This window comes from Streptomyces sp. ISL-1, from assembly GCF_018614585.1.
GTDB lineage: Bacteria > Actinomycetota > Actinomycetes > Streptomycetales > Streptomycetaceae > Streptomyces > Streptomyces maoxianensis.
Genome location: NZ_JAGGOI010000070.1, coordinates 19,076 through 41,500, shown reverse-complemented (window position 1 = coordinate 41,500; position 22,425 = coordinate 19,076). Strand labels below are relative to the sequence as shown.

Below are 22,425 nucleotides of genomic sequence, written 5' to 3'. Positions count from 1 at the left end.
CGGCCTTTCGGCTTTCCGGCGAGTCCGACTCTATCAGAACCTTTCGGGCCTGATTCCCGGTCGAACTCGAGTTGTCATTCCGGCTCTTGAGCCGTTCCGACGAGTGAGACTTTAGCGGAATCCTTGTCCCCAACGCTAATCGGGGTTGCGTCCGCTCGAACGCCGATTCCTCATTTCGCAAAAGCGCACGGAAAGCCGAGCGACGGAGAGTCGCTTGCTTGTAGTGGGTCTTGCGGAATGGCTGTCCGGGGACCGGCCGAAGTCGGTGCTCACGCCGGACAACTCGGAGAACAGTACGGATGTGGGAATCCGCTGTCAACCTGGTGCCTGCCAGCGTACTCTCGTTCGCATGACAATGCGTACGTGCCTCCTTCAGTGGTGGGCCGCCTGACGGCGGCCGGCACCTACGCATGTACTCAACGGCCGCCGCTTCGGCGGCCGTTCTCGTTTCTCCCTCCGGGAGTCCGGCCGCTGGACGCGGCGGCTCCGATCAGGAGACGGAGAGCGTGATGACGCGGATCTTCAGCGGGATCAAGCCCACGGGGCATCTGACGCTGGGCAACTACCTCGGGGCGCTGCGCAGGTGGGCCGAGGTCGATCAGTACCGGGCGGACGCGCTGTTCAGCGTGGTCGATCTGCATGCGCTGACCGTGGAGCACGATCCGGCGCGGGTGCGCAGACTCAGTCGGCAGGCCGCGACGCTGATGCTGGCCGCCGGGCTGGATCCGGAGCTCTGCACCGTATTCGTACAGACTCATGTGGACGAGCACGCGCGGTTGTCGTATCTCCTGGAGTGCACGGCCACGGACGGCGAGCTGCGGCGCATGATCCAGTACAAGGAGAAGGCCGCGCAGGCACGGGCGGCCGGGCAGAGTGTGCGCCTGTCGCTGCTGACCTATCCGGTGCTGATGGCGGCGGACATCCTGGCCTACGGGACGGATGAGGTGCCCGTGGGTGAGGACCAGACCCAGCATGTGGAGCTGACCCGGGATCTGGCGGTTCGGTTCAACCAGCGGTACGGGCACACGTTCACCGTGCCGAAGGCGACGCATCCGCCGGTGGCCGCGCGGGTCATGGATCTCCAGGACCCGACCTCGAAGATGGGGAAGTCGCACGAGTCCGGGGCGGGGATCGTCTATCTGCTCGACGACGCGGATGTGGTGCGCAAGAAGATCATGCGGGCGGTCACGGACAGCGGGCTCGAGGTCGAATACGACCGCGAAGGCAAGCGGGGCATCGCGAATCTTCTCGAAGTACTGGCGGCTTGTTCGGGTGGGAACCCAAGCGAGCTGGCCGGTGCATACGAGTCGTACGGGGCCTTGAAGAAGGACACGGCCGAGGCGGTGGTGGAGCTGCTGAGGCCGGTGAGGGAGCGACATGCGCGGCTGGCTTCGGATTCGGGACACGTCGAAGAGGTGCTGAGAAAGGGAGCCGAGCGGGCCAGGGGGATGGCTCGGCCGAGAGTTGATGCCGCCTACAGGGCGATCGGACTGCTGCCCCGGTAGCTGAGGACAGCTGCGTCCCACCGCCGTGGCACCACGGCGGTGGGACGGGGATGGGTACGACCGCAGGCGGTGGCTTGGCCTTTGGCCACGGCCCAGCAGCCCGCAGCCGTGGCAGTGACCGGAGCCGTCGGCCGTCAGCGAGTGATCGTGGTCATGACCAGCGCTGTCAGCCGTTGCCCGACGCGAGCTCGCGGCTGCGGTCGCGGGCCGCTTCGATGGCCGCGATCAGGGCGGCGCGGACACCGTGGTTCTCGAGTTCGCGGATGGCACTGATGGTGGTGCCCGCCGGGGAGGTGACGGCTTCACGGAGCTTGACCGGGTGTTCGCCGCTGTCACGGAGCATGATGGCCGCGCCGATGGCAGCCTGGACGATCAGGTCGTGGGCCTGGGCGCGGGGCAGGCCGAGGAGGATGCCGGCGTCGGTCATGGCCTCGACGAGGAAGTAGAAGTACGCCGGACCCGAGCCGGACAGAGCGGTGGCCGCGTCCTGCTGGGACTCGGGAACGCGCAGGGTCTTGCCGACACCGCCGAAGATCTCCTCGGCGTGGGCGAGGTGCTCGGCGGTCGCGTGGCTGCCGGCCGAGATCACGGACATGCCCTCATCGACGAGTACGGGTGTGTTCGGCATGACACGGACTACGGGAGTGCCTGCGGTCAGGCGTTCCTCGATGAAGGAGGTGGGGATGCCGGCCGCGGCGCTGATGACGAGACGGTCAGCGGTGATGTGCGGAGCGAGTTCGTCGAGGAGCTTGCCCATGTCCTGGGGCTTGACGGCCAGGATGAGGGTGTCGGCGCGCTTGGCGGCCTCGGCGTTGGTGACGGGCTCGACGCCGTAGCGGGTGCGGAGCTCATTGGCGCGGTCGGCGCGGCGGGTGGTGACCAGCAGGTCGGCCGAGCGCCAGCCGGCGCGGATCATGCCGCTGAGGAGGGCCTCGCCGATCTTGCCAGTGCCGAGGACTGCGACTGTCTGGGTCATGGCTCTGTTCACCTCGCCGGTGGGGATACGTGTCGCCATCCTCGCACCGGGGGCGTGGCCGTGCCGGGGCGTCCGAGGGGCGGTACGGGTGAGCGCGGGCCCGCCCGTACCTCGGAGGCCGGCGCCGACCGGGTCGAGGTCGGGGACACCGTCACCCTGGACTAGGCGGTGCGGCGGCGAAGCGTCGCCGCGCCCAGAGCCAGCACCAGGACCGCGCAGGCCGCCACGATCAGGACGTCGCGGGTGAAGTCGCCGGTGGCGTCCGGGTAGCGCTGGACTTCGGCCATCGCGTCGACGGCGTACGACATGGGCAGGACGTTCGAGATCCCTTCGAGGACGGGCTGCATCTGCTCGCGCGCCGTGAACAGGCCACAGAGCAGCAGCTGCGGGAAGATCACGGCCGGCATGAACTGGACCGCCTGGAACTCGGAGGCGGCGAAGGCCGAGACGAAGAGTCCCAGTGCCGTGCCCAGCAGGGCGTCGAGCAGCGCGACGAGGAGCAGCAGCCAGGGCGAGCCGATGACGTCCAGGCCCAGTGCCCACAGCGCGAGGCCGGTGGCGAGGAGGGACTGGACGACGGCGATGAGGCCGAAGGCCAGGGCGTAGCCGGCGATCAGATCGCCCTTGCCCATGGGCATGGCGAGGAGGCGTTCCAGGGTGCCGGAGGTGCGTTCGCGCAGGGTGGCGATGGAGGCCACCAGGAACATCGTGATCAGCGGGAAGATGCCGAGGAGCGATGCGCCGATGGAGTCGAAGGTCTGCTCGTTGCCGTCGAACACGTAGCGCAGCAGGAAGAGCATCAGGCACGGCACCAGGACCATCAGTGCGATGGAGCGCGGGTCGTGGCGGAGCTGGTGCAGGACGCGGGCGGCGGTGGCGAGGGTGCGGGAGGTGCTCATCGGGCGTTCTCCTGAATGGCCTTGGGCTGAGGGTCGGCCTGCTGCGGGGAGCCGGCCTGCCGGGCGTTGGCCTCGTCGACCAGGTGCAGGAAGGCGGCTTCGACGGTCTGGGTGCGGGTGCGGACGCGGAGGTCTTCGGGGCTGTCCTCGGCGAGGATCTCGCCCTCCCGCATCAGGAGCAGGCGGTGGCAGCGCTCGGCCTCGTCCATGACGTGCGAGGAGACGAGGATCGTCGCGCCGCGCTCGTCGGCGAGGCGGTGGAAGAGGTTCCACAGATCGCGGCGCAGGACGGGGTCGAGGCCGACGGTCGGTTCGTCGAGGACGAGCAGTTCGGGTGCGCCGAGCAGGGCGACGGCGAGGGAGACGCGGCTGCGCTGGCCGCCGGAGAGCCGGCCCGCGAGGGAGTCGGCGTGCGAGACGAGGTCTACGTCGGCGATGGCGCGGGTGACGTAGTCGCGGCGGGTGTCGCGGTGGCGGCGGCCGGGCTGCAGGACGGAGGCGAAGTAGTCCAGGTTCTGACGGACCGTGAGGTCGTCGTAGACGGCCGGGTCCTGGGTGACGTAGCCGATTCGCGAGCGCAGGGTGGCGTCACCCGCGGGCTTGCCGAGGATCTCGAGGGTTCCGGTGACCTTGGCCTGTGTGCCGACCGCGGCACGCATCAGGGTCGACTTGCCGCAGCCGGAAGGGCCTAGGAGGCCGGTGATCCGGCCGGGCGGCACGGTGAAGTCGATGCCGCGAAGGACGGTGCGTTCGCCTCGTACGACGGTGAGGCCGCGGGCCAGGACGGCGACTCCAGAAGAATTCATCATGCGATGAATAATGCGCTTGCGGTCCTGCCCCGTCAAGAGGCTGTGCCACGTCAGGAGATGGGGGCGCGTCAAGAGATGGGGGGCGGGTCAGGGGCATCCCCCATGGCTTTTGGGGGGTGGGCGGCGGACCGTGGACATATGAGCCACAACGGTGAGATCTCGAAGGCCGAGCAGCGGCGGCTGACCGTCGCCTCGGTGACGCTCGGGCCGTGGCGGGCCGCCCTGGCAGTCGGCGGGCTGGGTGGCGGCGTAGCCCTCGCGCTCGGCACGATCGGCGACGGAATCGGCCTCGGCGTACTGGCCGGCGCGCTGTCGGTGGCGCTGATGCTGTTCTTCATGGTCGGCGGAGCGGGCGCGGTGCTCGGCGACAAGCCGGGCACGGGGAACGCGTCCGACCGCCGGATACGGCGCTGGGCCGCGGCCCACCCATGGCGGGTCGCGGCCGTGCCGGGCGCGCTGATGGTCGCCGCGGATGTGGTGGTCCAGCAGGCGCTCACTGCGCAGGGGTTCTTCGGCAGCCTGTGGGAGAGCCTGTGGCGGGGTGCGCTCGTGATGGGCGTGGTCGGGCTGGTCGGGCGGTTCTCGCGCCGGAAGGCGTGAGCGGGGCTGACCAACGCCCGGGATCAGCCGGAGCGCCCCGGGCGGCGGGACGCCAGACGCACAGTTCCTTGGTGCGGGCCGGCCGATCGCCCGTAAGGAAACAGGCGCTGGTGCGGGTACGAGTGCGGGTACGAGTACGCGTGCTGGTGCTGGTGCTGGTGCTGGGTGAGCGTCGAAGCGTACGAACCGGATCAGGCCGCGGCTACTTCCGCTTGGACTTGCCGCCCTTGCCCTTGCGGGCGGCCGGGTTGCCGGTACGGGCGCCCCGGCGCTTCTCGTACTGGCTGCGGGCCGTCTCGTACTCCTCGCGGCGCAGCTTCTCGCCCGGCGCCTCGGTGAGCGAGCGGAAGAAGTACGCGAGGAGCGAGCCGATGAAGCCGATCGCCTTGAGGCTGCGCAGCGAATCCTCGGCCGCGGAACCGATGGGACGGCGGGTGAAGCCCTCCCAGGTCTTGCGGAAGGCGACAGCGCTGCAGATCGCGAACATGACGACGACCAGCGCGTTGACGAAGCCGCCGACGTCGGCGACCGCCAGACCCTGGTAGGCGAAGCGCAGCACGAGACAGCCGGCTACGGCAGCGGCGAGCGCACCGGCGGCGACGCCGGCGCGGCGCAGCCCATAGCCCCCGTCGTGGCCGACCCAGGTCGTGCCGAAGAAACGGATGGGCTCGGGCTGCGGACCGCCGCCGGCCCTACCCGTGTTGCCGCGCTGTTCGTCGCTCTGCTCGTCGCGCGGTTTTTCGGTCTGCTTTTCGTTCTGCTTTTCGCTCTGCTCGCTCACGAGGGCGATTATCCCTGTGGCGGGACGGCGCTCGCGTCAGGAGCAGCGGATGGTCACATAACCGTCGCTGCCCGTGTTCACATACGCGTCCGAGACGAACTGCCCGTTGGCGATGTTGTCCCAGAGGTCGGTGGTGCCGTACGGGCCGCTGACCCGCTCCCCCGGCTTCTGGCAGTTGATCGGCACCCGGGCTCCGTACGGCAGGACCTTGACGAGCCGGTAGCTGGTGCCGGGGCCGCTGCGGACGTTCAGGCGGTAGCCCGGTGCGACCGGATAGCGTGTGGCCACCGACGAGTCGTCCGCCGCCTCGGCCAGAACCTTGTTCTGTACTTCTTCAACAGCCATCGAATTCTCCCCCGTTGATGTGCGCGCCGTGTATGCGCGCTGTACGCCGCGCGCAGGCTAGCAAGCCACACCTGCCTCGCACGCATCATCGACTAGGCTCCGTCGCGTCGCGCTTGCGCACGAACAACCACGGGGGTGGGAGATGCCACCGCTGCGCAGCACCGGGCGGTTCCCGGAAGCGGAGCATCCGGAATATGCCGGGCAGTACCGTCTCGAGGCATGCCTCGGCAACGGCGGCATGGGTGTCGTCCATCTGGCCACCTCTGCCTCCGGGTTGCGCCTGGCGGTCAAGGTCATCCATGCCGAGCACGCGTCGGACCCGGAGTTCAGAGCCCGATTCCGGCAGGAGGTCGCGGCCGCCCGCAAGGTCAGCGGCGCCTTCACCGCGCCCGTCGTCGACGCCGACCCTGAGGCGGAACGGCCCTGGATGGCCACGCTGTTCATAGACGGCCCGACGCTCGCCGAGCGGGTCAAGCGGAACGGGCCGCTGGGTTCGGAGGAACTGCGCAAGGCGGGCGCGGGTCTCGCCGAGGCCTTGCGCGACATCCATCGCGCCGGCGTGGTGCACCGCGATCTCAAGCCCAGCAATGTGATGCTCGCCGCCGACGGGCCGAAGGTCATCGACTTCGGCATCTCCCGGCCCGCGGACAGCGATCTGCGTACGGAGACGGGCAAGCTGATCGGTACGCCGCCTTTCATGGCCCCCGAGCAGTTCCAGCGCCCGCGCGAGGTCGGGCCCGCCGCCGATGTGTTCGCGATGGGTGCCGTGCTGGTGCACGCGGCGACCGGGCGAGGGCCGTTCGACTCGGACAGCCCGTACATCGTGGCCTACCAAGTGGTGCACAACGAACCGGACTTGGCGGGAGTGCCGGCGGATCTCGTGCCGCTGTTCCGGCTCTGTCTGGCGAAGGACCCGGCGGACCGGCCGACGCCGTACGAGTTGATGGTCGCGCTGCGAGGGTCCTCGCCCTCCTCGTCGTACGACACTCAGGCCTACATACCGGCGCAGCACACCCCGGACTCCCGTGAGAGCGCGCCCCTGGGGCCCGCTGCGGGAAGCCGCAAATGGACCCGGCGGAAAATCCTCCGCGCGTGCGCGGCGCTCGCGGTGCTGGTCACGGCGGGGATCGCCGTAAGTGTCGTAAGTACCGTGGGCGACGGCGGCACCCCGGCTCCCGCGCCGGCCGGGCCCCGGGCCGAGCAGGCCTTCCGCCCCTGGAGTGTGCCGCTGCGCGGCGGGGACGACGAGAACAGAACGCCGGTCTGCGCGTCGGCGGGCCCGGGGCTCTACTGCACGGCGCCCGGCATCAAGGCTGCCCGCCTCAACCCCGCCGACGGCAAGACGTTCTGGTCGGTCAAGTCGGACGACAGCACGGCGCAGACCGACGAGGGCATGACGCCCGTACTCGCCGGCGGGCTGCTGCAGGTCGTCGCGCCCGGCGGGAACCGGCTCGAGGCGCTCGACCCGGAGTCCGGCCGGGTGCGCTGGGACATCGACATCTCCCGGTACTCCACGGTCCGGCCCGCCGGCGACGCGGTGCTGCTGGTGACCGACGGCGGGCTGGTGCGGGCCGTCGACGCCGCGACGGGCAAGCAACGCTGGACCCGGCAGCGCGGCGGGACGGGCACCCAGTGGCTCGCGTCCCCCGGCGGTGACCGGTCGGCGCTCGCCGTCACACCTTCCACAGACGGTACGTCGACGCTGGTCAGCGCGGTCGACCCGGCCGACGGCGCCCTGCTCTGGGACAAGCGGGTCAAGGGGACGCTGAGCCCGGCGGGGCGGGCCGGCGGTTTCCTGTATCTGCTCTCCGCCAACGCCGACGGCTTCACGGACGCTGTCGTACGACTCGACACCGCCGGCAAGCCGCGCGCGGTACGCCGCATTGCGCTGCCCGCGCCCGTCGACCAGGCACAGGCGGCCGTGGCCGGGGACACCGTGTATCTGAGCGGGGCGGGCGGCTCGCTTCTCGCCCTCGACACGGGCGGGACGAAGCCCGCCCAGCTGTGGCGGCTGGAGACGTCGGTCACCCATCTCTCACGCCCCGCCGCCGACGCCCGCGCGGTTTATGTGACGGCCGGGGACGGGCGGCTGCTGGCCGTGGACGCCGTACGGGGCGTGCTCGTCGGACAGACCGAACCCCGTATGGACGACGGGCGTTACACCTTCGCGTCGGTGCTGCCCGCACCCGTCGCCGCCGGTGACAAGGTCTTCGGCTCGGCCCCGGACGGCTCCGTCTTCGCGCTGGACGCCCGGGACCCCGCCAAGTGGTGATCCGGCCCCAGGAGGGATCGGATCAGCCCGGGATCAGCCCAGCCGGGACACGTCCCGGACCGCGCCCTTGTCGGCGCTCGTCGCCATCGCCGCGTACGCACGCAGTGCGGCCGAGATCTTCCGGTCGCGGTTCTTCGGCGCGTAGCTGCCGTTCAGCGCATCGCGACGGGTCGCCAACTCCTCATCACTGACGAGGAGTTCCATCGAGCGGTTCGGGATGTCGATACGGATGCGGTCGCCGTCCTCGACGAGTGCGATGGTTCCGCCGCTCGCCGCCTCCGGCGAGGCGTGCCCGATCGACAGGCCCGATGTGCCGCCCGAGAAGCGGCCGTCCGTCACCAGCGCGCAGGCCTTGCCGAGGCCGCGGCCCTTCAGGAACGACGTCGGGTAGAGCATCTCCTGCATGCCGGGTCCGCCGCGCGGGCCCTCGTAGCGGATGACGACGACGTCGCCCTCCTTGATCTCCTTGCGGAGGATCTTGTCGACGGCCTCGTCCTGGGACTCGCAGACGACGGCGGGTCCCTCGAAGGTCCAGATCGACTCGTCCACGCCGGCGGTCTTCACGACAGCGCCGTCGACGGCGAGGTTGCCCTTCAGCACGGCGAGTCCGCCGTCCTTGGAGTACGCGTGCTCGACGGACCGGATACAGCCGTTCTCGGCGTCGACGTCGAGGGACGCCCAGCGCTCGGACTGGGAGAAGGCAGTCGCGGAGCGGACGCAGCCAGGGGCCGCGTGCCACATCTCGACGGCCTCGGCGGACGGGGAGCCGCCGCGCACGTCCCAGGTCTTGAGCCAGTCGGCGAGGGACGGGGAGTGGACGGTGTGGACGTCCTCGTTGAGGAGCCCGCCGCGGTAGAGCTCGCCCAGGATCGCCGGGATGCCGCCCGCGCGGTGCACATCTTCCATGTAGTACGTGCCGCCGGGGGCGACGTTCGGCGCGACCTTGGCGAGACACGGGACGCGGCGCGAGACGGCGTCGATGTCGGTCAGGTCGTAGTCGAGCTCGGCCTCCTGGGCGGCGGCGAGCAGATGCAGGATCGTGTTGGTGGAGCCGCCCATGGCGATGTCGAGCGCCATGGCGTTCTCGAAGGCCTCGCGGGTGGCGATGTTGCGCGGCAGGACGGACTCGTCGCCCTGCTCGTAGTAGCGCTTGGTGATGTCGACGATCGTGCGGCCGGCGTTCTCGTAGAGCGCCTTGCGGGCGGTGTGGGTGGCGAGCACCGAGCCGTTGCCGGGGAGGGCGAGGCCGACGGCCTCGGCGAGGCAGTTCATCGAGTTGGCGGTGAACATGCCCGAACAGGACCCGCAGGTGGGACAGGCGTTCTCCTCGATACGGAGAACGTCCTCGTCCGACACGTTCTCGTCGACCGCGTCCACGATGGCGTTGATCAGGTCGAGCTTGCGGACCGTGCCGTCCACCAGGGTCGCCTGGCCGGCCTCCATCGGCCCGCCGGAAACGAAGATCACCGGGATGTTGAGGCGCAGCGCGGCCATCAGCATGCCGGGGGTGATCTTGTCGCAGTTGGAGATGCAGATCAGGGCGTCCGCGCAGTGCGCCTCGACCATGTACTCGACGCTGTCCGCGATCAGATCGCGGGACGGCAGGGAGTAGAGCATGCCTGCGTGGCCCATCGCGATGCCGTCGTCGACGGCGATGGTGTTGAACTCGCGCGGCACGGCGCCCGCGGCCAGGATCGCGTCGGAGACGATCCGGCCGACCGGGGCGAGGTGGGTGTGCCCGGGCACGAACTCGGTGAAGGAGTTGGCGACCGCGATGATCGGCTTACCGATGTCCGCGCCCGCTACGCCCGACGCCCGCATAAGGGCGCGGGCACCCGCCATATTGCGGCCGTGGGTGACAGTGCGGGACCTCAGATCGGGCATCGTCGCTCGCTCCTTCAGACGGATTGGGACTTCAATCGAGCGTACGCCGCGTCTCCAAGATCTGGACAGTCTGTCCGTTATACGGGACGACAGGTTCACGCCTCGGTCAGTTGCCTTCACGCTTCGGCCGGATGCCGCATCACGCCTCGGTCAGATGCCTCACGCTTCGGCCGGATGATGCTTCACGCCTCGGTCAGATGCCTCACGCTTCGGCCGGATGATGCTTCACGCCTCGGTCAGATGCCTCATGCTTCGATGCCTCACGCTTCGGTCAGATACCGCTGCAGCGTCGGGGCCACCATCGCGACGATCTCCTCCGGGTCCGCCGAGGCCAGCGGCTCCACCTGGATCACATAGCGCAGAATCGCGATGCCGATCATGTGCGAGGCTGCCAGCTCCGCGCGGAACTTCGGGTCCGGCACGTCGAGATCGCCCGCGATCCGCTCGAGCAGCCGCCGCAGTACGAAGCTGCGCAGCACCTTCGCCGCAGCCTCGTGGGTGAGCGCGGAACGGAGGATCGCCAGCAGCGGGGCCCGGGTCGCCGGGTTCTCCCACACCCCGATGAAGAAGCGGGCGAGCCGCTCTCCGATGCCCTCCGCGCCCTGCCCCAGGATCTCCGGGATCACCATCGCCGGCTCGAAGGAGACCTCGATGGCGGCCGCGAAGACCTCGTCCTTCGTACCGAAGTAGTGGTGGACCAGTGCCGGGTCGACGTCAGCCGCCTTGGCGATGCCGCGGACGGTCGTCTTGTCGTAGCCGCGCTCGGCGAATTCCGTACGGGCCGCCTTGAGGATCCGGTCCCGGGCGCCGGGGCCCTCACCCGCTCCCGTACGGGCCGGACGGCCGCGCCGCCGCGGAGCCGCAGCGCCCGTCATGAGCCGCGCACCCCTGAAGAGGCGGCGGACGCCAGATGCAACCGGGTGAACGCGAGCGCCTCGGCGAGGTCGGCCTCGCGTTCGGCGGCGGACATCGCGCGCCGGGTGTTGACCTCGATGACGACATGGCCGTCGAAGCCGGTACGGGCCAGGCGCTCGAGCAGCTCGGCGCAGGGCTGGTTGCCGCGCCCCGGGACCAGGTGCTCGTCCTTCGCGGACCCCTTGCCGTCGGCAAGGTGCACATGCCCGAGCCGGTCGCCCATCCGGTCGAGCATGGCCAGCGTGTCGGTACGGGACGTCGCGGTGTGCGAGAGGTCGATCGTGAAGTGCCGGTAGTCCTCTTTGGTGACGTCCCAGTCGGGGGCGTACGCGAGCATCTCGCGGTCCCGGTAGCGCCACGGGTACATGTTCTCGACCGCGAACCGGACATCCGTCTCGTTCGCCATCCGCCATATCCCGCTGACGAAGTCCCGGGCGTACTGCCGCTGCCAGCGGAACGGCGGGTGCACGACGACCGTCGAGGCGCCCAGCTTCTCCGCGGCCGCCTGCGCCCGCTGGAGCTTCACCCAGGGGTCGGTGGACCAGACCCGCTGGGTGATCAGCAGACAGGGCGCGTGCACGGCGTGGATCGGCACCTGGTGGTAGTCGGACAGCCGGCGCAGCGCCTCGATGTCCTGACTGACGGGATCGGTCCAGACCATGACCTCGACGCCGTCGTAGCCGAGGCGCGCGGCAATCTCGAAGGCCGTGGCCGTCGACTCCGGATAGACGGAAGCCGTTGACAGGACAACCTTCGCATCCGGGATACGCACCATTGGTTCTGCCACGGGAGACAGCGTACGGGCCGCCGCTAGGAGGTCGGGAGATGGTCCAGGCGCCGCAGAATGACGCCCTCGCGCAGTGCCCAGGGACAGATTTCGAGCACTGCCGCCCCGAACAGGTCCATCGCACCCTCCGCGACCAGCGCTCCTGCCAGCAACTGGCGGGCCCTGCCCTCGGAGACGCCGGGGAGGGCGCCGCGCTGCTCCGCCGTCATGGCGGCGAGCTTCGGCATCCACTCCTGCAGTGACTTACGACTCAGTTCACGCTGCACGTAAAGGCCCTCGCCGGAGCGCGCGGCACCCGCGATACGGGCCAGCTGCCTGAAGGTCTTGGACGTCGCCACGATGTGGTCCGGCTTCCCGAACCTGCTGAACTCGCCGACCGTACGGGCGATCTCGGCACGGATGCGGCGGCGCAGCGCCTTCACGTCCTGCGGGTCGGGCGGGTCGCCGGGCAGCAGCGCCGTCAGCCGGCCCGCCCCGAGCGGCAGCGACACCGCCGCGTACGGCTCCTCGTCGATCCCGTACGCGATCTCCAGCGAGCCGCCGCCGATGTCCAGGACCAGCAGCTTCCCGGCCGACCAGCCGAACCAGCGACGGGCCGCGAGGAAGGTCAGCCGGGCCTCCTCCTCGCCGGTCAGCACCTGCAGGTCGACCCCGGTCTCGGCCTTGACCCGGGCGAGCACCTCGTCGGCGTTGCTGGCCTCCCGCACCGCGGAGGTCGCGAACGGCAGCACCTGCTCACAGCCCTGGTCCTCGGCGGCCTGCACCGCGTCGCCGATCACCTCTATCAACCGGGCGACTCCGTCGGGTCCGACCGCCGCGTCCTCGTCGAGGAGTTCGGCGAGTCGCAACTCCGCCTTGTGCGAATGGGCGGGCAGCGGACGCGCGCCGGGGTGGGCGTCCACCACCAGCAGGTGCACCGTGTTCGAACCGACATCGAGGACTCCGAGTCTCATGAACCGAACGCTACTGCCGACACGCGCATACCCTGGGCCTGTGCCAAAGACGAAAAAGGCGAAGCAGGGCAAAGCCAAGCCCCCGAAGCAGATCAAGCCCCCGACGAACGACGAGAAGGGCCTGGACTTCGCGCGGGCGTGGGTCGAGTTCCCGGATCCCGCCGACGACGAACAGGTCTTCCGCTGCGATCTGACCTGGCTGACCTCGCGCTGGAACTGCATCTTCGGAAGCGGCTGCCAGGGCATCGAGGCGGGCCGGGCGGACGACGGGTGCTGCACGCTCGGCGCGCACTTCTCCGACAAGGACGACGAGAAGCGGGTCGCCGAGAATGTCGCGCGGCTCACGCCGGAGCTGTGGCAGTTCCACGACGTGGGTACGGAGACGGGCTGGGTCCAGACAGACGACGACGGCGAACGCCAGACGCGTCGCTGGGACGGGTCCTGCATCTTCCAGAACCGCCCGGGGTTCGAGGGCGGGGCGGGCTGCTCGCTGCACATCCTGGCGCTGCGGGAGGGCAAGGAGCCGCTGGAGACGAAGCCGGACGTGTGCTGGCAGCTGCCGGTGCGGCGTACGTACGAGTGGATCGAGCGGCCCGACGACACGAAGGTGCTGCAGGTCTCGATCGGTGAGTACGACCGCCGGGGCTGGGGTCCGGGCGGCCATGACCTGCACTGGTGGTGCACGTCGGCGACGTCGGCGCACGGGGCGGGGGAGCCGGTGTATGTGACGTACCGCCCGGAGCTCACGGAGCTGATGGGCAAGGAGGCGTACGACGTCCTGGTGGAGCTGTGCGAGGCCCGCCTGTCGTCGCAGCTTCCCCTGGTGGCTCCACACCCGGCGGACCCGACGTAGGGCGCTGGGGGGCGGGTCGCGGGGTTGCTCGGGTGCGGGGGTTCGCGGTGCGGGTCGGGGGTCGCCCGGTGGCCGGGGGGGCGGGCGTTCCGCTGTGCGGGCCTGGGAGTTGCCCAGTGGCGTGAGGTGGGGGTTCCGGGGCCCCTCCGGGCTCGACTCCTCGGGGTCGGCGGCGGCAAGCGGTACGCATTGATCACCGGGTCCGGCCGCCGATCCCCTGCGGGGACGACCCTGCACGGCCCCTCCCCGGCGGCAGGCCACAGACCCGGTCACCCCGAGGGCTAGGTGCGGCAGAGCCGGCCCCCGCCTTCCGGGCCCCGCGGCGAAGCCGCCGGAGCGGGGCGTCAACCCCTCCGTTTCGGGCGGCACGGATGCTCCCGATGGTGCGGTGCGGGGGCGTCAGCCTCGCCCATTGGCGCCGCGGCAAAGAGGGCATGGAAAGGCCCCGCTTTTCCTGCGCGGCGCGCGCCTGCTGCGGGGTTTACGTAAGGGCAGCTCCCCGCTTCCGGGCTTCGCGGCGAAGCCGCCGGGGCTGCCTGGTCGTCAGCCCGGCGCTTTCTGGGCGGCGCGGATCTGCCGCGTGGCGAAGTCCCGGGGCCTCGGCCCCGCCGTCCGGGGCCCCGCGGGAAGGCCGCGCTTCCGCGGCTCACTCAGCTCGATGACGGGGACGCTGGCGGGTCCGACGCGGGCGGGTCGGGCTGTGTCGGTTCCGGCGTGGTCGGGGGTGGCGTCGGTGACGGGTCCGAGGGTGGCGGGGTCGGATCCGGTGTGGGCGTCGGGTCCGTAGACGTCGGGGGCGGAGTTGGAGTGGGGGCGGGGTCCGAGGACGTCGGCGGCCTCGTCGCGCCGTAGCCGTCGATCTCCACCACCGCGCCCGAGGGGTCTACGCCCACCCGCGCGGTCCACGGTCCCGACGGCTCCCGATCGTGGTCCACGGTTACGTAGATCGTGACCGACTCGCCCGGATGCAGCGTGCCCGAGGACTGGCTCACGTACAGCCAGGGCGCGTCCGTCCATGCCGACCACGTCATCGGGGAGCCGCCGGAGGCCGTGATCGTGATCCGCGTGGTGTCGCCGGCGGGCTCCGCCTCGACCGTGAGGCGGCCCGGGCCGACGCCGGAACGGGACGGCGGTGCCGGCGGGCCTGTGCTGATGACCTCGACCGAGACATCCGGCGAGCGCGAGCCCGCCGTGAACCTCGGGTCCGGGTTCGCCTGCGCGTTGCCCGCGTTCTCGTAGTGGTCGTACGGCTCGCCGTCGAGGCCTCGCGACGCGTCGGCCTCGCTCGCGGAGACCGAGGAACCGTCGCGCCCCTCCCCTGTCAGCGGCGCGCCCCGGTACGCCGCCCACAGCGCGAGCACCGGCGCCGCGACCACGGTCGCCACGACCGTGGTCGTCACGGCGCGCGCCCGCAGCCGGTCCCGCCGGGCCGCGTGGTCCTTCGGGTCCAGCGGGAAGCCGCCGCGGCCGAAGCGCGGCGCGGCGGCCCGGGCGCGGGGTACTCGCAGCATCTCGGCGTACGCGGCATCTCGCGGCGCCTCGACCAGCGGCAGCGCGGCCGGCGTGACGGCCGCCCCGGGCCACGGGCCGCCCGCTCCCGCACGCTCGGCGGTGCGGCGGCAGCGGGGGCAGTCGCCGACGTGCCGGACGAGTTCCTGGCGCAGCGTGGCGGAGAGCAGCACCTGGTGGTCGCCGGTGAGCCGGGCGACGGCCGGGCAGTTACCGGTCTCGACGACGGCCAGCGCGGCCCCGGTGCGCTCGACCTCGCAGGCCGCGGCGGCCAGCAGCTCGCGCGCGGCCCTCGCGTCCAGGCCGAGGACGGTGGCGACCTCGCGCGAGCCGAGCCCGTGCCGGACGGCGAGCTCCAGGGCCTCGCGCTGTTCGGGTGTCGTCCCGGCCGCCTCCGGCCAGGCCAGCAGCGCCAGTTCACGGTGCCGGCGCTCGGCGGTCTCCTCCGGGACCGGGGGCGCGGCATCCCCGGAGACGGCGGGGCGTCCGGTGTGCGTCGCTTGCCGCTTGCGCCGCTGCTCGGTCAGCCGGCGCATACAGGCCCACCGCGCGAGCGCGTACAGCCATGCCTTCCGCTCGGCCTCGCCCGCCGGGCAACGCCCGTGCTGCCGCTCGGCGATGGCGAGTACGTCGCCGAGGAGCGCGGTCGCCGCGTCGTGGTCGCAGAGCACGGAAAGGCAGTACGTGAACAGGCCGTCGAGGTACGGCTCATAGCGCGCGAGCGGCTGTTGCGCGAGCGGACGGGGCGCGCGCCGGTTCGGCCGGTGTGCGCCGGTGGTGTGCGTCGGATGTTCCAGCCTGCTGCTCGTCACGCCGTGACCGTAGGCGTTGGAGCGCACCCCCTTCGCACCACTTGAACACTTTTAATCCTTACGGGTGAACAGATCGTTCGAAGAAGGACAGGAATCGTTAATTCCACCCCTAGTGGGCCACCGGCGTACGCCGGCCCTCGATGAATTCCCCTGCGGACGACAACCGCGTGAAGGAGCCCGCAGGAGGCGGCGGCGGCGTTGTCAGTGGGCCCCGCTACGGTTCCCGCATGGCTGTCCGTACGAAATCCGCGAAGGACCGGCCGTCCTACCGCTGCACCGACTGCGGCTGGACGACCGCCAAGTGGCTCGGCCGCTGCCCCGAGTGCCAGGCATGGGGGACGGTCGAGGAGTACGGCGCGCCGGCTGTCCGTACGACCGCCGCCGGCCGCGTCTCGACCGCGGCCCTCCCCATCGGCCAGGTCGACGGCCGGCAGGCGACGGCCCGCCCCACCGGCGTGGACGAGCTGGACCGTGTCCTCGGCGGCGGCCTGGTGCCTGGCGCCGTCGTGCTGCTCGCGGGCGAGCCGGGCGTCGGCAAGTCCACGCTGCTGCTCGACGTCGCCGCGAAGGCCGCCAGCGCGGAGCACCCCACTCTGTATGTCACGGCCGAGGAGTCCGCGAGCCAGGTGCGCATGCGCGCCGACCGGATCAACGCGCTGCACGACCACCTCTATCTCGCCGCCGAGACCGATCTGTCGGCGGTCCTCGGCCATTTGGACGCGGTCAAGCCGTCGCTGCTGGTCCTCGACTCCGTACAGACCGTCGCGTCCCCCGAGATCGACGGAGCGCCCGGCGGCATGGCCCAGGTCCGCGAGGTGGCCGGCGCGCTGATCCGCGCCTCCAAGGAGCGCGGCATGTCCACCATCCTGGTCGGCCATGTCACCAAGGACGGCGCGATCGCCGGCCCCAGGCTGCTCGAGCACCTGGTGGACGTCGTGCTGTCCTTCGAGGGCGACCGGCACGCGCGTCTGCGTCTGGTACGAGGCGTCAAGAACCGCTACGGCGCGACGGACGAGGTCGGCTGCTTCGAACTGCACGACGAGGGCATCACCGGCCTCGCCGACCCCTCGGGCCTGTTCCTCACCCGCCGGGACGCCCCCGTCCCCGGCACCTGCCTGACGGTCACCCTCGAAGGCCGCCGCCCGCTCGTCGCCGAGGTGCAGGCGCTCACCGTCGACTCGCAGATCCCCTCGCCCCGGCGCACCACATCGGGCCTGGAGACCTCCAGGGTCTCGATGATGCTTGCCGTCCTCGAGCAGCGCGGCCGGATCACCGCATTGAGCAAACGCGACATTTACAGCGCGACTGTCGGCGGCGTGAAGCTCTCCGAGCCCGCGGCGGACCTGGCGATCGCGCTTGCACTGGCATCGGCCGCCAGCGACACCCCGCTGCCCAAGAACCTGGTCGCGATCGGCGAAGTCGGTCTCGCGGGCGAGGTCAGACGGGTCACCGGCGTCCAGCGCCGGCTCGCCGAGGCACACCGGCTCGGCTTCACGCACGCCCTCGTCCCATCCGACCCCGGTAAGGTCCCGGCCGGTATGAAAGTCACGGAAGTGGCTGACATGGGAGAGGCTCTGCGGGTGCTCCCGCGGGGGCGTCAGGGGGGCTCGGTGGCCGCCCCGCGCAAAGAGCGGGCAGACGGCCCACAGGGCGACGAGACGCGCCGGTAGACTTTGCCCTGGTCTCGCCCATCCGTACGAGCCGGAGGAGTGCAGTGGCAGCCAACGACCGGGCAGCAGCACCCGGAAAGTCCGGCGGAAGCTCCGGCAACGAAGCGTTGATCCGCGCCGCCCTGAGCGCGGTCGCGCCGGGTCGGGCCTTGCGCGACGGCCTGGAGCGGATCCTCCGCGGCAACACCGGAGGCCTGATCGTCCTCGGTATGGACAAGACCGTCGAGTCGATGTGCACCGGCGGTTTCGTACTGGACGTGGAGTTCACCGCGACCCGGCTGCGTGAGCTGTGCAAGCTCGACGGCGCGCTCATCCTCGACAAGGACATCACCAAGATCCACCGGGCCGGTGTGCAGCTGGTCCCGGACGCGTCCATCCCCACCGAGGAGACGGGCACCCGCCACCGCACGGCGGACCGGGTCTCCCGGCAGTGCGGATTCCCGGTCGTCTCCGTGTCGCAGTCGATGCGGTTGATCGCCCTGTACGTGGACGGGGAGCGCCGGGTCCTGGAGGAATCGGCCGCGATCCTGTCCCGGGCCAACCAGGCGCTCGCGACGCTGGAGCGGTACAAGCTCCGCCTCGACGAGGTCGCGGGCACGCTCTCCGCGCTGGAGATCGAGGACCTGGTGACGGTCCGCGACGTCACGGCGGTTGCGCAGCGCCTGGAGATGGTGCGGCGGATCGCCACGGAGATCGCCGAGTACGTGGTGGAGTTGGGCACGGACGGCCGTCTCCTCTCCCTGCAGCTGGACGAGTTGATCGCGGGCGTGGAGCCGGAGCGCGAGCTGGTCGTACGCGACTATGTGCCGGAGCCGACGGCTAAGCGGTCCCGCACGGTCGGCGAGGCGCTCACCGAGCTGAACGACCTCACGCACGCCGAGCTGCTCGAACTTCCCACAGTGGCAAGGGCGTTGGGCTACAGCGGTTCGCCCGAGACGCTCGACTCCGCGGTGTCGCCGCGCGGTTACCGGCTGCTGGCGAAGGTGCCGCGGCTCCCGAACGCGATCATCGAGCGGCTCGTCGAGCACTTCGGCGGCCTGCAGAAGCTGCTCGCGGCGAGCGTCGACGATCTGCAGACCGTCGACGGCGTGGGCGAGGCGCGGGCGCGCAGTGTGCGCGAGGGCCTCTCGCGGCTCGCGGAGTCGTCGATCCTGGAGCGGTACGTATAGCTGCCCCAGCTGGGGAGGTGCCCCCAAGCCGGGCTGAATTTTCGGGCCTGCCCGCAGTTTCAAGTCCGTCGGGCGTTCGAGGACAGTCCGCTGGACGACCCCGCAGACGCGCCTTCAAGCCCGTCCGGGGGGCACCTCGCAGCGGTAGCTGGGGGAGATGGACGACAAATCCCGGCCGCCGGACGCCTCCGGGCCGGCTACTCCTTCTCCAGGCGGAACGACGCCCGCAGCACCGTCACCCCCGGGAACTGCGCCTCCACCAGATACGTACCGGAGGCAACCGCCCCCGCGGGCGGCGTCGCGCACTGCGGCGCGCTCCGCCTGCGGTCCCACTCCACCGTGTGCGTGATCGTCGCATTCGCCGGGACCCGCAGCAGCAGACCGTCGGCCGTCCGCGGGCAGTCCTTCGAGGACCACACGTCGTCGTCCCCGTCGTCGGTGACCGTCAGCACCGCCACCTTGGGGCCGAAGTCCGCTTTGCAGTTCGTCGCCGACGAGTTGGACGCGACCAGCTGGAACGTCGGCTTCTCCCCCGGCTCGTACGAGACTTTGACGCTGCGCAGGCTCAGTTTCAGTGCGCCCGGGGAACAGTTGGGGAGGGTCGATCCGACCGGAACCTGCTGGCCGCCTGCGCCGCCACTGGCCGCGCCACCCGCTCCGTTGTCGCCGTTCTTGCCGCCGTCACCGCCCGTGTCGCCGGCGCCACCCGTGTCCGTAGCGCCGCCGTCGGCGCTGCCGTCGCTGTCGCCGGAATCGCCCGACTCGTCGCGTCCGCCCGGCTGTTCGCTGATCGCGGGGCCGGACTGGGAGGGCCCGGGGGTGATGGAGGGCGCGGGACCGTTGCCGTTGGATCCGCCGTCGTCCCTGCCTCCGCTGCCGTTGCCGCCACCGGAACTGACGGCCCATACGATCAGCACGGCGAGCAGCGCGATCAAAGACGCCGCGACTGCCCTCCGTCGCCAGTAGATGGAGGAGGGGAGCGGCCCGATCGGATTGCGCATAGATCCCACGGCCCAAACTCTACGAGAGATCACGGCCAACTCCCGTCCCATCCGGCACCCGACTTCGCGAGTTCTGGCGATCATCATCACGGTCGGCGCCGCACGCACCCCCGACATTCGTCAAGGCCGCCCCTTGCCGATCGCTATGAGTGACCGCTCGGGCCTGACGAGTACGGTCCGTGACCATGGGCAGCCACATCAACCGCGGCCCGTGCAGGAACATCACCGAACTGCGCCCGCACGACCCCCTCCTGGTGCCGAACATGCCGATGGCACCGCTGATGGCCTTCTCGCGGGCCTCGCGCGGCGCTCGGAGCGTATGCAGCGTCTGCTCCCCTTGTCGTGCCAGGATCAGAGTGCCATGACTGACACCAGCACAGACCCTGCCCCGGCCGACGCGGCGTCCCTCCACACGCCGGTCATCGCCTGGTTCGACGAGCACGCCCGCGATCTGCCCTGGCGCCGCCCGGAGGCCGGCGCCTGGGGTGTGATGGTCAGCGAGTTCATGCTGCAGCAGACACCCGTAAGCCGGGTGCGTCCGGTGTACGAGCAGTGGCTGGCGCGCTGGCCGCGCCCGGCCGATCTGGCCGCGGAGGCGCCCGGCGAGGCGGTCCGCGCCTGGGGCCGGCTCGGCTATCCCCGGCGTGCGCTGCGCCTGCACGGAGCCGCGCAGGCAATAACGGAGCGGCACGGCGGCGATGTACCGAGCGACCATGCGCAGTTGCTCTCGCTGCCCGGCATCGGCGAGTACACGGCGGCCGCGGTGGCCTCCTTCGCGTACGGGCAGCGTCATGCCGTCCTCGACACCAACGTCCGCCGGGTCCTGGCCCGCGCCGCGACCGGCATCCAGTTCCCGCCGACCGCGACGACCGCCGTCGAGCGCAAGCTGGCCCGCGCCCTGCTGCCCGACGACGAGGCGACCGCGGCCCGCTGGGCGGCGGCCTCCATGGAGTTGGGCGCGCTGGTGTGCACGGCGAAGAACGAGGACTGCGCGCGCTGCCCGATCGCCGCGCGGTGTGCGTGGCGGCTGGCCGGGAAGCCTGCGTACGCAGGTCCCGCGCGCCGCGGCCAGACGTACGCGGGAACGGACCGGCAGGTGCGCGGCAGGCTCCTCGCCGTGCTGCGCGAGGCGGTGGCGCCGGTGCCGCAGTCGGCGCTGGACACGGTCTGGCACGAGCCGGTCCAGCGGGCCCGGGCGCTGGACTCACTGGTGGCCGATGGGCTCGTGGAACCCCTGGAGAACGGCCTCTACCGACTCCCCCACAGCTGAGCAGGCCGGCCCCATTCCCACTCGAACCACCCCTGAAACATCCGCTGTTACACAACCGATGGATGGCCGTGCGCCCTCCGACGGCTGCTCCGCACAGGCCCGTGACAACACCTCCGTAGCTTCTTGTGACACAAGGGAACGGCAGTGCTTGTCGCGGGACTCACGGGGTGGAGGCGGTTGGAATGGCACAGGGCGAGGTGCTCGAATTCGAAGAGTACGTACGCAACCGGCAGGAGGCGCTGCTGCGAAGCGCCCGGCGTCTTGTCCCGGATCCGATCGACGCGCAGGACCTGCTGCAGACCGCTCTGGTCCGCACCTACGGTCGCTGGGACGGGATCGCGGACAAGTCGCTGGCCGACGCCTACCTTCGCCGCGTGATGATCAATACGCGTACGGAGTGGTGGCGGGCCCGCAAGCTGGAAGAGGTTCCCACCGAGCAGCTGCCCGACGCGAGCGTCGACGACGGCAGCGAGCAGCGCGCGGACCGCGCCCTGCTGATGGACATCCTGAAGGTGCTCGCACCCAAGCAGCGCAGCGTCGTGGTGCTGCGGCACTGGGAGCAGATGAGCACCGAGGAGACCGCTGCCGCGCTCGGCATGTCGGCCGGTACGGTAAAGAGCACGCTGCACCGGGCGCTGGCCCGGCTCCGCCAGGAGCTGGAGAGCCGGGACCTGGACGTCCGCGCCCTGGAGCGCGGCGAGGTGCGGCGTAACGGTGAGCGCGACGGACGGGGGCAGGAGCGGTGCGCGGCCTGACTGGCAGAGGCGGCAACAGACGCCTGGCGGCGAGCGGCGCGGTGATGGCCGGGCTCACCGCGGTGGGCGTGTTCGCCGCCGCCTGCTCCACGGGCGGCACCGGGGTTCAGGACGAAGGCGCGGCGCACACCGACGCGATCGCCAAGGCAACCCCCTCGCCCAATATGTCCCCCACCGGCGGGGCGCAGAAGACCGAGGCCGTCAACGCGGTGAAGCTGATCATGAGCGATCCGAAGGTCAGCGAGCGGGTCAAGGCCGACCTCAAGCCGTGCGCCCGGGACTCCTACCCGGTGGACACCTCGTACGGGAACCTCACCGGCGGCTCCTCGCCCGATGTCGTCGTCAATGTGCTGACGTGCGGGGACGCGGTGGGCATGGGCACGTACGTGTATCGCGGGACCGGCGGGAAGTATGAGAATATCTTCGCCGCCGAGGAGCCCGCGGTGTACTCCGCGATCGACCGGGGGGACCTGGTGGTGACCAAGCAGGTCTACGCCAAGGGTGATCCGGTCGCCGAGCCGTCCGGCGAGGAAGTGACCACGTACCACTGGTCGGGCGGGAAGTTCGTCCAGCAGCACTGGGTACGCAACGAATTCAGCAGGGCGGTCGGGGAGGGCGAGGTTGTCGCCACCGAACCGCCCGCACCGAACGAGAACTGAG

At 70.9% G+C, this 22,425-nt stretch carries 20 protein-coding genes; 9 read left to right on the top strand and 11 right to left on the bottom strand.

Annotated features, from left to right (window positions below; genetic code table 11):
* Positions 1–509 precede the first annotated feature (509 nt).
* Positions 510–1,505: a tryptophan--tRNA ligase gene (trpS, locus tag J7E87_RS34090; protein WP_215098535.1), complete on the top strand. Its 996-nt coding sequence runs from the start codon at positions 510–512 to the stop codon at positions 1,503–1,505.
* Positions 1,506–1,671: 166 nt separating this feature from the next.
* Here trpS and proC read toward each other — a convergent pair whose 3' ends face one another.
* The 3 genes from proC to J7E87_RS34075 form a co-directional block, all read right to left on the bottom strand.
* On the bottom strand, positions 1,672–2,481 hold the full coding sequence (gene proC / locus J7E87_RS34085; RefSeq protein WP_215098534.1) for a pyrroline-5-carboxylate reductase: 810 nt from the start codon (positions 2,479–2,481) through the stop codon (positions 1,672–1,674).
* A 161-nt stretch (positions 2,482–2,642) separates the two neighbouring features.
* Positions 2,643–3,380 carry an ABC transporter permease gene (locus J7E87_RS34080; RefSeq protein ID WP_215098533.1) on the bottom strand — a complete coding sequence of 246 codons (738 nt, stop codon included), beginning with the start codon at positions 3,378–3,380 and terminating at the stop codon, positions 2,643–2,645.
* Positions 3,377–4,189, bottom strand: a complete 813-nt coding sequence (locus J7E87_RS34075; RefSeq protein WP_215098532.1) for an ABC transporter ATP-binding protein — start codon at positions 4,187–4,189, stop codon at positions 3,377–3,379. The genes J7E87_RS34080 and J7E87_RS34075 overlap by 4 nt, the downstream gene beginning before the upstream one ends.
* A 138-nt stretch (positions 4,190–4,327) precedes the next feature.
* Between J7E87_RS34075 and J7E87_RS34070 the strand changes: the two genes are divergently transcribed.
* Positions 4,328–4,789, top strand: a complete 462-nt coding sequence (locus tag J7E87_RS34070) for a hypothetical protein (RefSeq protein WP_215098531.1) — start codon at positions 4,328–4,330, stop codon at positions 4,787–4,789.
* A gap of 202 nt (positions 4,790–4,991) precedes the next feature.
* Here J7E87_RS34070 and J7E87_RS34065 read toward each other — a convergent pair whose 3' ends face one another.
* Both J7E87_RS34065 and J7E87_RS34060 read right to left on the bottom strand, forming a co-directional pair.
* Positions 4,992–5,453 (bottom strand): hypothetical protein, encoded by a 462-nt coding sequence (locus J7E87_RS34065; protein ID WP_215098538.1) that lies wholly within the window; start codon positions 5,451–5,453, stop codon positions 4,992–4,994.
* Between the two features lie 153 nt (positions 5,454–5,606).
* Positions 5,607–5,915: a peptidase gene (locus J7E87_RS34060; RefSeq protein ID WP_215098530.1), complete on the bottom strand. Its 309-nt coding sequence runs from the start codon at positions 5,913–5,915 to the stop codon at positions 5,607–5,609.
* A 142-nt stretch (positions 5,916–6,057) separates the two neighbouring features.
* Between J7E87_RS34060 and J7E87_RS34055 the strand changes: the two genes are divergently transcribed.
* Positions 6,058–8,187: a serine/threonine-protein kinase gene (locus J7E87_RS34055; RefSeq protein ID WP_215098529.1), complete on the top strand. Its 2,130-nt coding sequence runs from the start codon at positions 6,058–6,060 to the stop codon at positions 8,185–8,187.
* A gap of 33 nt (positions 8,188–8,220) precedes the next feature.
* Here the strand turns inward: J7E87_RS34055 and ilvD are convergent, their stop codons facing one another.
* From ilvD to J7E87_RS34035, 4 genes are all read right to left on the bottom strand, one after another.
* Entirely contained in the window at positions 8,221–10,071 is a 1,851-nt protein-coding gene (gene ilvD, locus J7E87_RS34050) for a dihydroxy-acid dehydratase (RefSeq protein ID WP_215098528.1), read from the bottom strand.
* A 260-nt stretch (positions 10,072–10,331) separates the two neighbouring features.
* A complete protein-coding gene (locus tag J7E87_RS34045) occupies positions 10,332–10,946 on the bottom strand; it encodes a TetR family transcriptional regulator (RefSeq protein ID WP_215098527.1) in 615 nt (204 codons plus the stop codon).
* Positions 10,943–11,773, bottom strand: a complete 831-nt coding sequence (locus J7E87_RS34040; RefSeq protein WP_215098526.1) for a sugar phosphate isomerase/epimerase — start codon at positions 11,771–11,773, stop codon at positions 10,943–10,945. Before J7E87_RS34040 ends, J7E87_RS34045 begins: the two co-directional genes overlap by 4 nt.
* Positions 11,774–11,796: 23 nt before the next feature.
* Positions 11,797–12,726, bottom strand: a complete 930-nt coding sequence (locus tag J7E87_RS34035) for a Ppx/GppA phosphatase family protein (RefSeq protein ID WP_215098525.1) — start codon at positions 12,724–12,726, stop codon at positions 11,797–11,799.
* A gap of 40 nt (positions 12,727–12,766) precedes the next feature.
* Here J7E87_RS34035 and J7E87_RS34030 point away from each other — a divergent pair, with 40 nt between their 5' ends.
* A complete protein-coding gene (locus J7E87_RS34030) occupies positions 12,767–13,579 on the top strand; it encodes a hypothetical protein (RefSeq protein ID WP_215098524.1) in 813 nt (270 codons plus the stop codon).
* A 650-nt stretch (positions 13,580–14,229) separates the two neighbouring features.
* Here J7E87_RS34030 and J7E87_RS34025 read toward each other — a convergent pair.
* Entirely contained in the window at positions 14,230–15,900 is a 1,671-nt protein-coding gene (locus J7E87_RS34025; protein ID WP_215098523.1) for a hypothetical protein, read from the bottom strand.
* Positions 15,901–16,127: 227 nt separating this feature from the next.
* Between J7E87_RS34025 and radA the strand changes: the two genes are divergently transcribed.
* Together radA and disA are read left to right on the top strand one after the other, a co-directional pair.
* A complete protein-coding gene (radA, locus tag J7E87_RS34020) occupies positions 16,128–17,570 on the top strand; it encodes a DNA repair protein RadA (RefSeq protein ID WP_215098522.1) in 1,443 nt (480 codons plus the stop codon).
* 44 nt (positions 17,571–17,614) lie between these two features.
* Positions 17,615–18,739, top strand: coding sequence for a DNA integrity scanning diadenylate cyclase DisA (gene disA / locus J7E87_RS34015; protein WP_215098521.1), 1,125 nt, complete (start codon positions 17,615–17,617; stop codon positions 18,737–18,739).
* Positions 18,740–18,936: 197 nt separating this feature from the next.
* Here disA and J7E87_RS34010 read toward each other — a convergent pair whose 3' ends face one another.
* Positions 18,937–19,749, bottom strand: coding sequence for a hypothetical protein (locus J7E87_RS34010; RefSeq protein ID WP_215098520.1), 813 nt, complete (start codon positions 19,747–19,749; stop codon positions 18,937–18,939).
* A 352-nt stretch (positions 19,750–20,101) separates the two neighbouring features.
* Here J7E87_RS34010 and J7E87_RS34005 point away from each other — a divergent pair, with 352 nt between their 5' ends.
* From J7E87_RS34005 to J7E87_RS33995, 3 genes are all read left to right on the top strand, one after another.
* Positions 20,102–21,010 (top strand): A/G-specific adenine glycosylase, encoded by a 909-nt coding sequence (locus J7E87_RS34005; RefSeq protein ID WP_215098519.1) that lies wholly within the window; start codon positions 20,102–20,104, stop codon positions 21,008–21,010.
* A 182-nt stretch (positions 21,011–21,192) separates the two neighbouring features.
* Positions 21,193–21,765, top strand: coding sequence for a SigE family RNA polymerase sigma factor (locus J7E87_RS34000; protein WP_215098518.1), 573 nt, complete (start codon positions 21,193–21,195; stop codon positions 21,763–21,765).
* Positions 21,753–22,424 (top strand): hypothetical protein, encoded by a 672-nt coding sequence (locus J7E87_RS33995; protein ID WP_215098517.1) that lies wholly within the window; start codon positions 21,753–21,755, stop codon positions 22,422–22,424. The genes J7E87_RS34000 and J7E87_RS33995 overlap by 13 nt, the downstream gene beginning before the upstream one ends.
* Position 22,425 lies beyond the last annotated feature (1 nt).